Genomic DNA, 12,283 nt, shown 5'->3' with positions numbered 1-12,283 from the left:
GGTTCATCCGGGGCGGGTTCGCCCCGGGCGGGTTCATCCGGTGCGGGGACCGAAAACACAATTGGAGAGGACAACCATGCCTGACGACCTCAGGGTGCTGATTGTGGATGACGATTTCCACGTCGCCAAGCTGCACGCGGCTTATGTGGATTCGGTGGCGGGTTTTATGGCACTCCCGCCCGCGGGTTCGGCGTCGCTGGCGCTGCAGGCCATCCACAGCCTGCGCCCCGACCTGGTGCTGCTGGATGTGTACCTGCCGGATGCGTCCGGCCTTGACCTGCTCGGGCAGCTGGACGTGGACACAATGATCCTGAGTGCGGCGTCGGACGCGGCGTCTTTGCGGGTGGCCTTCCGCCGTGGCGCCCTGGGCTACCTGCTGAAGCCGTTCACGGCCGAGTCCCTGTCGCAGCAGCTCCGCTCCTATGCCCGGTACCGGCGGATCCTGTCCCAGCCGGGTGCGCTGGACCAGGACACGGTGGAACGCGCCAAACGCTCGCTGATCCCGGGCGACGTCACCCCGTCCGCCAAGCCGCGCTCCGCCACGGAGGCGGCAGTGCTCGAATCGCTGGAACCCGGGGAGCAGTACTCGGCAGCCGAAGTGGCAGGACGCGTCGGGGTATCCCGGGCCACCGCCCAGCGGTACCTGTCCTCACTGGCGGACGACGGCGCCGTCGACATCCAGCTGCGCTACGGAACCACCGGCCGCCCGGAACACCGCTACGGCCTTCCGGCGAAATAGTCCCCACAGCCAGCGCGAACGGACACTTGAGGCCCGGGCCTCAAGTGTCCGTTCGCGCTTTTGGGAATCTGCTAGCTGGCGCTCTTCTGGGCCACGAGTTCGATCTCGACGAGCATTTTGGGGTCGAGGAACGGCAGCACGTGGACCAGGGACAGCGTCGGGCGGATCTCGCCGAACACTTCACCGTGCGCGCGGCCGGCGTCTTCCCACTTGCTGATGTCCGTCAGGTAGAGCTTGGACTGCACGACGTCGTCGTAGGCGAACCCGGCTTCTGCCAGGACGGCACCAAGCTTTTCGAGGATGAACTTTGTCTGGGTGTAGAAGTCCTCGCCCACGATTCCGTTGTCCCCGCTCGCCGCAGTGGCGGAAATGTACAGGGTGTTGTCCACCTGCACGGCCCGGGAATAGCCGAGGGTCTGCTCCCACGAGGAGCCGGAGCCGAATGTCTTGCGCATGGGTGTGCCTTTCGATGGTGCCTGGATTCGGCACCACTTTAGGGCGGCTACACGTCGAGCCGGTAAACCAGCAGCTTTATGTCGGTGTCCGAGACGAACCAGTCGCGCTCGGGAACGCGCTGGAAGCCTGTCTTGCGGTACAGCCCGTGGGCGCTTTCCCAGGTCCGGCCGGTGGTCAGGGCCACGGCCTTGACTCCGTCCAGCGACTTCGCATGCGCAATGATCGCCTCGACCATGGCCTTGCCGGCGCCGCTGCGCTGCACCGACGGATCCACTACCAGCATGCGGAATTCGAGTTCGTCGGGCAGTGCGATGTCCGCAAACGGTTCACCGGCGACGGCGAGGGTCACCGAACCGACGATGTGCCCCGCCCGCTCGGCTACCCAGATGGTGGCCTGCCGTGCCCGTGTGGCGACATCCTGGATCTGCTGCATGTACGGGTGGTCGGCACTCGCGAAGTAGCCCGCGGCGAGGTAGGCGTCCCGCGTAATGCGGGCCACGGCGTCGAAATCTGCCGGGATGGCGGGGCGAATGAGGATCTGCGAATGCACTTATCCATGGTAGTCGCCGGCACCACTCCGTGCGCCCGAAAAGGCCGTTTCCGTGACTCAACTATCACTATGCGCTGAACCGCTCCGGGCGTGCCGAGTCGCCTCCCGGGGTTGCGTTCTGTGTCCGGGTATTGCCCAGTGTTGCCCGGCATTGCCCCGTATTTCCGGGCGTTGCCCCAGTGGTCGGCGGCACTGGCCCGGCGCCGCGGGGCTGTGGTTGATTGGCACCACCGACGCCGGCAACCGACACCGCCCCGACAGACAGGACCACTCCCATGGCACGCACCCAGCGCACTCTGCACCTCAATGCATTCCTCATGAGCACCGGCCACCATGAAGCCTCCTGGCGGCTGCCCGAAAGCAACCCCCGGGCCAGCACTGACATCAGCCACTACCGCAACCTCGCCCGGATTGCCGAGCGTGGCACGTTCGATTCCATCTTCTTCGCCGACTCGCCCGTGATCTTCGGCCACGTGGGCCGCCGGCCGGCCGGCAAGCTCGAACCCACGGTGCTGCTGACCGCCATCGCCGCGGCCACCGAGAAGATCGGCCTCATTGCCACGGCGTCCACCACCTATAACGATCCGTTCAACCTCGCCAGGCGCTTTGCCTCCGTGGACTTCGTCAGTGGCGGGCGTGCCGGCTGGAACGTCGTCACCACTGCAGGGCCCGACGCCGCGCGGAACTTCGGGGTCGACGAGCAGCCGGCGCACGCCACCCGTTATGAGCGGGCAGCAGAGTTCCTGGACGTCGCCGGCAAGCTGTGGGACAGCTGGGATGCCGACGCCGTTGTGGCGGACAAGGAGGCCGGAGTGTGGGCCGATCCGGACAAGGTCCGGGCGATCGACCACGTGGGCAAGCATTTCAGCGTGCGCGGGCCGCTCAACGTTCCGAGGTCGCCGCAGGGATACCCGCTGATCGTCCAGGCGGGCTCTTCCGAAGACGGCAAGGGCCTGGCTGCCCTCTACGCTGAGGCCGTGTTCACCGCCCAACAGACCCTCGAGGACGCCCAGGACTTCTACGCCGATCTCAAGGCCCGCACCGCAGCGGCCGGACGCGACCCCGAGGGTATCAAGATCCTTCCCGGAATCGTGCCTGTGCTGGCCGGCACGGAAGCCGAGGCCAAAAAGCTGGAACGCGAACTCGACGAGCTGATCCGTCCGGAATATGCACGGATCGAACTGGCGAAGACCCTGGGTGTCAGCCCGGAGGACCTGTCGCTGGACCGGCAGCTGCCGGCGGACCTCCCCGATGAGGATTCCATCCAGGGAGCGAAAAGCCGCTACACGCTGATCGTGGAGCTTGCCCGCCGCGAACAGCTCACGGTGCGCCAGCTGATCGGACGCCTCGGCGGCGGCCGCGGGCACCGTACGTTCTCGGGAACACCCGAGCAGGTGGCCGATGCCATCCAGCTCTGGTTTGAAAACGGCGCAGCCGACGGCTTCAACATCATGCCCGCCGTGCTCCCCTCAGGGCTGGAGGCCTTTGTGGACCACGTGGTTCCGATCCTGCGGCAGCGCGGCCTGTTCCGCACCGAGTACACGGCGGACACGCTGCGCGGGCACTACGGGCTGGAGCGGCCGCTCAACCGTTACTCCGGTGCCGCCGGGCTGGCGGCCGTGCACGCCTAGGCCTCAGCCTAGAGAGGGAACTTGCCCGACAGCTCGAGCGTCCCGGCACACGTCCACGCCGCCAGGCGTTCATCGTCCGACGGTCCGCCGTCGAGGGGACTCGTAAGACGCGGCCGGCGGACCCAGCATCCGGCTTCCTCGGCGATGAGCGCACCGGCTGAAAAGTCGTGCTCGTTGAGCCCGCGTTCGCCGAAGGCGTCGTGGGTTCCGTCGGCCACCAGGCACAGGTCCAGGGCAGCCGAGCCCAGCCGGCGCATGTCGGCGAAACCGTCCATGAACCCGCCGAGAGCTTCGGCCTGTTCGGCACGGATGCCAGGATCGTAGCTGAATCCGGTCGCCAGGATTTGGCCGGCGCGGCCCGGAACGGGACCGGTGAGCTGGGTCCGCTGCCCCTGCTCCTCCAACCACGCGCCTCCGCCGCGCGAGGCGTAGTAGACGCGGCCCAGTGCCGGGGCATTGACGACGCCGGCCAGCCAGGTGCCGTCGGGATCCGCCACCGCCACTGAGGTGCCGTAGTAAACGATGTTTCGGATGAAGTTGGTTGTGCCGTCCAGCGGGTCGATTGACCAGCGGTATCCGCTGGGGTCGGGCCGGCTGAGGGTGCCGTGTTCCTCGCCGGTGACTGTGTCCTGCGGCCGGACGCCGTTGATCACCTGGCGCACGGCGTTCTCGGCGGCGACGTCGAAGGCCGTGACCCAGTCCCCGGAGGCTCCCTTGTTGCTGACGTCCAGTGCTTCGGCGTTACGGGTGGCGAGCACGGCGGCCCCGGCTGCGGCAGCCGCCTTGGCCACCTCTAGCAGTTCGGCGGGCGTGACACTCATTCTGTCAGCGCCTCCTGATGGTCTTCGAGCTCGTCACCGTTGCCGGCGGCTTCCGCTGACCCTGCAGAGTCAGCAGCGTCCGCCGAGTCCGCGGGGCCGTTGGCCAGGAGCGCGCGGAAGCCGTCCTCATCCAGCACCGGCACGCCGAGCTGCTCGGCCTTGTCCAGTTTTGTGCCGGCGTTCTCGCCCGCCACGACGTAGCTGGTGTTCTTGGAGACGGATCCAGCGGCCTTGCCGCCCCGGATGAGGATGGCTTCCTTGGCCTCGTCCCGGCTGAAGCCTTCAAGGCTTCCGGTGACCACGATGGTAAGTCCTTCGAGGGTACGCGGGGTGGATTCGTCCTGCTCATCCGCCATCCGCACGCCGTCTTCGGCCCAGCTGTCCACAATTTCACGGTGCCAGTCCTCGGCGAACCATTCCTTGAGCGCAGCGGCGATCACCGGGCCCACACCGTCGACGTGGGCGAGTTCCTCCTCCGAGGCCTGCCGGATGGCATCCATTGAGCCGAAGGCCGTGGCAAGCGCCCGTGAAGCCCGGGGCCCGACGTGCCGGATGGACAGCGCCACGAGGACGCGCCACAGCGGCTGGGTCTTGGCCTTCTCCAGTTCGCTGAAGAGTTTTTCCGTGGTGGCCGTGGGCTTGGACGGCGACTTAGCCGTGCCCTTGCTGTAGAAGTACGGGACGAGTTCGAATTCCCCGGTGGCCACGCCCTTGGACCGCTTCTCGCGGCGGATCCGAACATCGGCCAGGTCTTCGCGCGTGAGCCGGAAGAGGTTGGCTTCGCTGGTCAGCGGCGGCGTTTCGGGCTCGGCCGGCTGGGTGAGGGCAATCGCGGCTTCCCAGCCCAGCGCCTCGATGTCGAACGCGCCGCGGCTGGCAACGTGGAAGACGCGTTCGCGCAGCTGGGCCGGGCAGGACCGCGAGTTGGGGCAGCGGATGTCCACGTCCCCCTCTTTCCCGGGGGCCAGCGGTGTCCCGCAGGACGGGCACTCGGTCGGCATGACAAAATCCCGCACCGGCGGGTCCTGCTGGTCCCGGAGCGCAAGCACCGGTCCCACGATCTCCGGGATGACGTCCCCGGCCTTCCGGAGCACCACAATGTCGCCGATTTTCACGCCCTTGGCCTTGACGACGTCCTGGTTGTGCAGGGTGGCCATTCCCACGGTGGACCCGGCCACCTTGACCGGTTCCATGATGCCGAAGGGGGTCACCCGCCCGGTGCGGCCCACGTTGACAGCGATGTCCAGGAGCTTGGTGTGCACTTCCTCCGGCGGGTATTTGTAGGCGACGGCCCAGCGCGGCACCCTCGAGGTGTACCCGAGGGCGCGCTGCGTGGCGAAGTCGTCCACCTTGACCACAATGCCGTCGATCTCATGGGTGAGGCTGTGCCGCTTGTCGCCGTAGCGTTTGATGAAGGCGAGCACTTCCTTGAGGCTGCCGAGAACCTCGAAGTACGGGCTGGTGGGGAGGCCCCACTCGGCGAGCTGGCGGTAAGTGTCCGACTGGCTGACGGTGTCCAGCCCCTCGCGGGCGCCGATGCCGTGGACATACATGCGCAGCGGGCGCTTGGCGGTTTCTGCAGGGTCCTTTTGCCGGAGCGAGCCGGCGGCGGCGTTGCGCGGGTTGGCCAGCGGCGCCTTGCCCGCCTCGATCAGGGCCTCGTTGAATTCGGCAAAGGCTTTGGAGGGAATGAACACCTCGCCACGAACCTCCATCTCGGCCGGGTAGTTCCCGCCGGTCAGCTGCTGCGGGATCTCCTTGATGGTCAGCACATTGTGCGTGATGTCCTCGCCGGTGTAGCCGTCCCCCCGCGTGGCTGCGCGGACCAGCTTGCCGTCGCGGTAGAGCAGGTTCACCGCCAGGCCGTCGATCTTGAGTTCGGTGAGCCACGCAGGTCCGGCCGTGCCGTTTCCGAGTTTGGCCACGGATGCTTCCGCCTTGGCAATCCACGCTTCGAGCTCCTCGAGGGAAAAGACGTCCTCCAGGCTGTACATCCGCTGCAGGTGTTCGACGGCGGTAAAGGCGGCAGATACTTCGCCGCCCACTTCCTGGGTGGGCGAATCGTTGGCCACCAGCTCCGGGTGCATGGCTTCCAGCGTTTCGAGGCGCCGGAAGAGTTCGTCGAAGTCAGCGTCCGAAATGATGGGCGCGTCCTCCTGGTAGTACGCGAAGCGGTGCTTGCGGACCTCTTCGACCAGGTTTTCGTATTCCTCGCGCACTGCGCCGGAAGGCACCTTTTCCTGGCCCGTACCTGCCCCGGTAGTGTCCTGCGTTTCCGTGTCTGCTGCCGTGTTCCCTGTGCTCACAGACCTATCCTGCCTTAGATCTCTGACATTGTCTGGCTCCCGGCGCGCACAGGCCCCGGACGCATTGTTGCGTCCGGGGCCTGTCTTCCAGCGTTACAAGGGCAGGGCGTTCCTAGCGGGAAGCCTCTTCCTGCTGGGCGGCGTTCTTGGTTGCCTGCTTGCCGGCTTCCTCCAGCGCCTGGGCCACCTTGGCCAGGGCCGTCACGTGCGAACCGGACCATTCGCTGCGGAACTTCTCCGCATCCGGACCCTTCCAGTCCGTGCCGTTAAGAGCCTTCGTCAGCTGCGACTTGGTCTTCTCGATCTCGGACGAACCAGCCTGAAGCTTGGTTCCGAGCGCCTTGAGCTGAACAATGTCTGCACCCCAAATAGCCATTAGTTTTCTCCTTCAGTCAACGGACCCGATCCGATCGGCATCCCCAGCGGCCCCCGGCTCATCCGGAAGATCCATTACCTAGAAACTATCCCGCGGCCCGACACTCCGTCGATGGGCACCGCTCCCCATGCAGCCCTGCCCATACAGCACTGCCCGTGCCGTACTGCCCCACGCCTCTCACCTCAGTGCTCCGGCCCGGCTGAGGTCCGGATCGGCCTGGCTGCGGTTTTCCGGCGGCAGGGCAATCTGCAGCTTGCGGACTTTGCCGCGGCCCACGATGTAACCGCGGCCCGGAACGAAGTCGGAACTGATCTTGCCCAACGATGTGCTCAGCAGGCTGTCGCCCTCGATGTCGCCCGGGTTGATCAGCAGTCCGCGCCGGCCGGATTTGAACGGCTGCGACAGGGACCAGGCCGAGGACCAGGTGGAGGTCTCAGACTCGCCCACCACCCACTGGTCGGCCTTGATGGACGTGGTGACCAGCTGCTCGATGCCGGACTCGGCGCCCGTGTCCGTGAACTCGGTCAGGCCCTCGATGAAGATGGCAAGCCGGCCAGGGTTCTCCGAGGAGTAGTCCACCAGTGCGTCAATTGCCTCTTCGACGTCGTCGGCGCCCACGAGCGTCCGGTTCCAGACCTTCAGCGATGCGACGGCAGACCTGCGCGAGCCGATATAGATCAGCTCGGTACCGGGGTTGGACCGGCGCAGCGCATAGGCCATGGTGACCAGTGCCACCGTGCGGCCGGCCCCTGGCGGACCCGCCACGAGCAGTGGTCCCTTCGCCATGATTTCGGCCGGCTGGAGGGTCTCGTCGTCCACGCCGATGACCGGCAGGTCCGGGCTTCCGGCGGGAAGAATGTCCAGGTCGACCTGCTCGGGCAGGCGTTCGATCTGGGGAGCCTTCGCCACCCCCTGGCGCAGCATGGCTTCGCTGAGCTTGTGGACTTCGCGGGCCTGGAGCGCCAGGTTGGAGTCGCCGCCGAGCACGGCAAGCTGGACTTCGTGCGTTCCCAGCAGGCCGCGGCCCGGGGGCGAGGCCTGGTTCAGGACGTCCCTGGGCACGTCCAGCGAAATGTAGTCGTCTTCGGAGGAGAGCCGCAGGACCAGGCGCCGCTGGATGGAAGCCAGCAACGATGCCGGGACGGAGTTGGGGCGGTCACCGGTGACAACCAGGTGGATGCCCAGCGGCCGGCCATCCGTTGCCAGCTGCAGGAAAATGTCCCACAGTGCGGACAGGCGGCTGTATTCGTAGGCCTCGCGGAAGCTGGACATGCCGTCCACCAGGATGAAGATCCGTTTCTCGTCCGGATCGTTGGCCAGTTTTCGGTATTCCACGATCGTGGAAGCCCGGACGTCGGCGTAGCGGGCGGCGCGGTCATCGGCCACGTCGCGCAGCCATCGCAGCAGCCTGCCCACGCGTTCGACGTCGTCTCCGTTGATGATCTCGCCGACATGCGGGAGTCCGTCGAGCATGTTCAGTCCCGAGGAACCGCAGTCGATGCCGTAGACGTGGACCGGGCCTCCGCGCGGTGTGACCGCAGCGGCGATGGCGATGCCCCGCAGGGCTGCTGACTTGCCCGAACCGCCCGTTCCGTAGATGGCCATGTTGCCGTCTTTGTCAGGCTCGTAGAACACGGTGGGCTGGTCCTGGTGGGCGGGGTCGTCAGCCACGCCCAGCAGGAGGCGCTCGTCCGTCCTGGGGTTGGGGAGCTTGGAGAAATCGTAGGTCTTGGCCAGCTCGTTGAGCCACGGTTTCCGTGGCGGCGCGATGGACAGGACCTCCGCTGCCTTGATGATGTTTGCCGTCATGCGGGCGATGTCGTTGGGCCCGGCAGGCTCCTCCCGCACCGGTTTCTCGGGCGCCGGCGCGGCCCAGGCGGGTCCCGAACCGAAAGCCATTTCCACAATGTCGATCTGCGGGGTCTGCGGTTTCTCCGTGGTCCAGCCGCCGGCGTAGCCGGTCTGGAAACCCTGGATCCGGCCGGGACCGGTCTTGGCGGCGCCGCGGCCCGGGATGGAAGGGTCGAAGTAGGCCGCGGTGGGTACCCCGAGGATGTCCGTGGCGTCGTCCTCGTCGGCCATGCGCAGGGCAACCCGCAGGTTGGTGTTGGCGCGCAGGCTTTCCTTGATCACGCCGGCGGGCCGCTGGGTGGCAAGGATCAGGTGCAGGCCAAGGGACCGGCCGCGGGCGGCAACATCCACCACGCCGTCCACGAACTCCGGGACTTCGGTGGCCAGGGCCGCAAATTCGTCCACGATGATGATGAGGTAGGGCGGGGCTTCGGGATCCGCCTCGCGCTGGAGGCCCAGCAGGTCCTTGGCCTTCTTCCGGTTGAGCAGGTGCTCCCGGTAGTGGAGCTCCGCCCGCAGGGACGTCAGTGCGCGGCGCACCAGGTGCTGCGAGAGGTCCGTCACCAGGCCCACGGTGTGGGGCAAATGCAGGCAGTCGGCGAAGGCGGCACCGCCCTTGTAGTCCACGAACAGGAAACTGACGCGGTCCGGGCTGTAGGCGGCGGCCATGCCCATCACCCAGGACTGCAGGAATTCGGACTTGCCGGCGCCGGTGGTGCCGCCCACCAGGGCGTGCGGACCCTCGTTCTTCAGGTCCAGGTACAGCGGTTCAATACCTTTGGACCCCACCAGGGCCCGGAGCGTGCCGTTGTCCTTGCGGTTTGCGACGGCGGTGGCGTGGACCGAGTTGTTCTCTTTCCAGCGGTCCGCCACCGCCTGGGGGTTGTCCATGAAGTCCTTGCCGATCAGGCTCACATAGGACACCGCGCGGGGAAGGTCGGAGTCGTCGTCCACGGGTTTGCCCACGTCGATCACCGGGGACAGCATCCGGGCCAGCTGGGAGGCGAGTTCGGCGTCGAGGCTTTCGCAGCTCACCGGGTAGGTGTGCCGGCCAAGCCGGACCTGGCCGGTGGTGGTTCCATGGTCGCCGTCCACCACCATGAAGTCGCGGCACGCGGCCGGGAGGGACTGGACGCTGGTGGCCACCCACATGACGTGTACGCCCGAATCCGGTCCGCGTTCCACCAGCCGGGTCAGCCGCCCGCGGTCAACGGGAGCGTCGTCTTCGACGATGACCAGCACGGAGGGCAGCACGGGTCCGGGGATGTCGCCGTCCTCGCCGTTGATGCCGGGCCGCGGCACGGGACGCGGCGACTGGGCGCCTGCTTCGCGTTGCTCGATGAGGTCCTCGAGCCGTGCCAGCAGCGAGGAGCCGCCGGCGGGGCCGGCCGCGAGGTGGTCACCGCTGAGCGGGCTGTGCCCGGAGCCTACGTGAGGCAGCCACTGAAGCCAGTTCCAGCGTTCCCGCGATTTGGCCGACGTGATGGCCGTGACCACCACTTCGGCGGGTGAATGCAGCCCCACAGTCTGCAGGACCATGCCGCGGGCAACGTCGTCCACCAAGCCGCGTGAACCTGCGAGCCCGAAGGCGCCGGCGGAGCGGAGCTGGGACACGATGGGAACGCCTTCAATGTCCCGGAACTGTTTAAGGCAGGCCTGGATCTCCTGCATGTACTCGGCTTCGGTCTCATTGTTGGAGGGCTCATCGAATGAAATGCGCGACGGCGCGGTGCCCAGCCCGAAGCGCAGGCCGAGGAACCCGTTGTGCTCGGGCCGGTGCGTCCAGAGCAGTGGTCCGAGCTTGTAGATGGAATCCACGGTGTCGCTGACGGAGGGGGCTTCCTGGAGGCGCACGGACCGTTCGATGTGCTGCAGCTCGGTGATGTCCTTGCGGAACGCCGCCATGGCTTCGCGGAACTGTTTGAGCTGCTCCTTGCGTTCCCGCTTGCTTTGCATCTTTTGGTCCACGTAGTGGCCGATGATGAACAACGGCATCATCATCATGAAGAGCACCGACAAGATGTTGCCCGTGACGGCGAACAGGATGGCGCCCATCATGAGCGGGGCGATCAGCATGATGTACGGGAACGGGTGGTGCTCCTGGCGCTTGGGTCCGGCCGGCAGCACCCGCTTGGGCGGGGCGAAGCGCGGCACCACCCGGGGCGAGCGGTTGAAATCCACCAAGGGCGACGTCGGCGCACCACCGTGGTGGCCGAGGCCCACCACGGAGACGGTCGTGTCGCCCAGGGTCACCGTGTCCGAGGAGTTCAGCGTGGCCCGGGTGACCGGCAGCCCGTCCATGATCAGGCCGTTGGCGGAATTCGTGTCCACGATTTCCACGGTCTCCCCCACCGTGATGCGGGCATGCCGCTTGGAGGTCATGGGGTCCGAGAGCCGGATGTCGACGTCCCGGTCCCGGCCGATGTAACTGGTGCCGGTGGGCAGCGAAAATTCCTGCCCGACGTCGGGCCCGGACACCACCCGGAGCGTCGCCGCGGCGGGGCCGCGGTTGCCGCCCGGCGCCGCAAACTGCTCGCTGACCTGGGTCAGCGAAACAATGGACCCGGGCCGGAGCCCCGATTCCAGCAGGTTGTCTGCGCGGTTGAGTATGTTGCCGCGCATCCCGCCGGCCACGAAGGCCTCGTCGATGCAGAGCGACAGGTTCTCCGGCGGCCGGGTGCCCCGGCGTTCGGGATCGGCGGCCCACAGCTGGGTGGCGATGTCCGCCACAGTTGCCAGGCCGTCCACGGTTACGGCGAGGTCTTTGGCATCGGCCGGGTCCCGGCGCAGCGTCAGTCGGATCTTCACGCTTCGTCGACCCCCCTCATTTTTTCGATCAGGTACAGGTCTTCAGCGGTCACAAGGTGCGACGTCACGGCGTGTTCAACCAGCCGCGCACGCCGGTTGGTGGCCAGCTTGCCGCCGCCGCCGCGGAGACCGGCCACGCCGACGCGGTCCAGTTTGTCGCACACGTTGTCCAGCTTTCTGTTGAACCGGGTCAGCGCCCAGCCCAGGGTCTTGGCGGCGGCAGCCGACGACGGGATGGCACTGAACCCCGTGCCGTCCCGCCGCAGCATGGGCTCGGCCAGGGCAACTATCAGCGCCCTTTGGGAATCGGTGAAGACGACCGGTCCGATGGTCGTATCCCCGCCGCTCTCGTCTTCGGGGGCCTCCTGCCGGAAAGAGGGCGTCTTGAGGTGGACGGCAAACTCGTACGTCGTGGGACCGGCGGTGAAAATCACGTTGGTGTGGCTGAAGACGAGCGGAATCCGGGCGCCGGGTGAGAGCCAGGCCTGCATCCCGCCGCTGCCGTCCGCCACCGTCGCCGAGAGCATGCTTCCCACATTGCTGAGCCACCAGATGCCGTCGTAGCGGGCGATCTGGAGGAACCGCCGGTGCAGGTACGGGTTATCGTCGACTTCCAGGTCGCCCTCGCGTCCGATGCTGAAGACGTCCTCGTCCGACGGCTCATACCATTCGCCACAGAAATCTACTGCTAGATCCCCCATTTTCCGTGCCTCCTCAAAGGGCAATGCTTACTCAAAGGGCAATT

The 12,283-nt window shown here is 66.8% G+C and carries 9 protein-coding genes; 2 read left to right on the top strand and 7 right to left on the bottom strand.

Features of this window, described 5'->3' with window-relative positions; translation table 11 throughout:
* Nucleotides 1-76 precede the first annotated feature (76 nt).
* Entirely contained in the window at nucleotides 77-739 is a 663-nt protein-coding gene (locus AC07YR_RS22440) for a response regulator (protein ID WP_055798696.1), read from the top strand.
* 71 nt (nucleotides 740-810) lie between these two features.
* Here the strand turns inward: AC07YR_RS22440 and AC07YR_RS22435 are convergent, their stop codons facing one another.
* Nucleotides 811-1,194, bottom strand: a complete 384-nt coding sequence (locus tag AC07YR_RS22435) for a RidA family protein (protein WP_494735311.1) — start codon at nucleotides 1,192-1,194, stop codon at nucleotides 811-813.
* Nucleotides 1,195-1,241: 47 nt separating this feature from the next.
* On the bottom strand, nucleotides 1,242-1,745 hold the full coding sequence (locus AC07YR_RS22430; RefSeq protein WP_055798703.1) for a GNAT family N-acetyltransferase: 504 nt from the start codon (nucleotides 1,743-1,745) through the stop codon (nucleotides 1,242-1,244).
* Between the two features lie 275 nt (nucleotides 1,746-2,020).
* On the opposite strand from AC07YR_RS22430, the gene AC07YR_RS22425 reads away from it, so the two are divergent.
* On the top strand, nucleotides 2,021-3,376 hold the full coding sequence (locus tag AC07YR_RS22425; RefSeq protein ID WP_494735310.1) for an LLM class flavin-dependent oxidoreductase: 1,356 nt from the start codon (nucleotides 2,021-2,023) through the stop codon (nucleotides 3,374-3,376).
* A gap of 8 nt (nucleotides 3,377-3,384) precedes the next feature.
* Here AC07YR_RS22425 and AC07YR_RS22420 read toward each other — a convergent pair whose 3' ends face one another.
* The 5 genes from AC07YR_RS22420 to AC07YR_RS22400 form a co-directional block, all read right to left on the bottom strand.
* A complete protein-coding gene (locus AC07YR_RS22420; RefSeq protein WP_436057132.1) occupies nucleotides 3,385-4,197 on the bottom strand; it encodes an inositol monophosphatase family protein in 813 nt (270 codons plus the stop codon).
* On the bottom strand, nucleotides 4,194-6,503 hold the full coding sequence (gene ligA, locus AC07YR_RS22415; protein WP_494735309.1) for an NAD-dependent DNA ligase LigA: 2,310 nt from the start codon (nucleotides 6,501-6,503) through the stop codon (nucleotides 4,194-4,196). The genes AC07YR_RS22420 and ligA overlap by 4 nt, the downstream gene beginning before the upstream one ends.
* A gap of 112 nt (nucleotides 6,504-6,615) precedes the next feature.
* Nucleotides 6,616-6,879, bottom strand: coding sequence for a hypothetical protein (locus AC07YR_RS22410; protein ID WP_055798718.1), 264 nt, complete (start codon nucleotides 6,877-6,879; stop codon nucleotides 6,616-6,618).
* A gap of 177 nt (nucleotides 6,880-7,056) precedes the next feature.
* Nucleotides 7,057-11,538: a type VII secretion EssC family protein gene (locus AC07YR_RS22405; protein WP_494735308.1), complete on the bottom strand. Its 4,482-nt coding sequence runs from the start codon at nucleotides 11,536-11,538 to the stop codon at nucleotides 7,057-7,059.
* Complete coding sequence (locus tag AC07YR_RS22400; protein ID WP_436057129.1) at nucleotides 11,535-12,239, bottom strand: FHA domain-containing protein; 705 nt, start codon at nucleotides 12,237-12,239, stop codon at nucleotides 11,535-11,537. Before AC07YR_RS22400 ends, AC07YR_RS22405 begins: the two co-directional genes overlap by 4 nt.
* Nucleotides 12,240-12,283: the final 44 nt, after the last annotated feature.

This window comes from Arthrobacter sp. GW460-12-1-14-TSB2, from assembly GCF_059423525.1.
The sequence above is the reverse complement of the archived record's forward strand: the minus strand, read 5'-3'. Positions and strand labels throughout refer to the sequence as shown.

Bases quoted from the DNA above. Each gene is read 5' to 3' on its own strand.
- AC07YR_RS22440 (WP_055798696.1), top strand. From the start codon at position 77: ATGCCTGACGACCTCAGGGTGCTGATTGTGGATGACGATTTCCACGTC.
- AC07YR_RS22435 (WP_494735311.1), bottom strand. From the start codon at position 1,194: ATGCGCAAGACATTCGGCTCCGGCTCCTCGTGGGAGCAGACCCTCGGC.
- AC07YR_RS22425 (WP_494735310.1), top strand. From the start codon at position 2,021: ATGGCACGCACCCAGCGCACTCTGCACCTCAATGCATTCCTCATGAGC.
- AC07YR_RS22420 (WP_436057132.1), bottom strand. From the start codon at position 4,197: ATGAGTGTCACGCCCGCCGAACTGCTAGAGGTGGCCAAGGCGGCTGCC.
- AC07YR_RS22410 (WP_055798718.1), bottom strand. From the start codon at position 6,879: ATGGCTATTTGGGGTGCAGACATTGTTCAGCTCAAGGCGCTCGGAACC.
- AC07YR_RS22400 (WP_436057129.1), bottom strand. From the start codon at position 12,239: ATGGGGGATCTAGCAGTAGATTTCTGTGGCGAATGGTATGAGCCGTCG.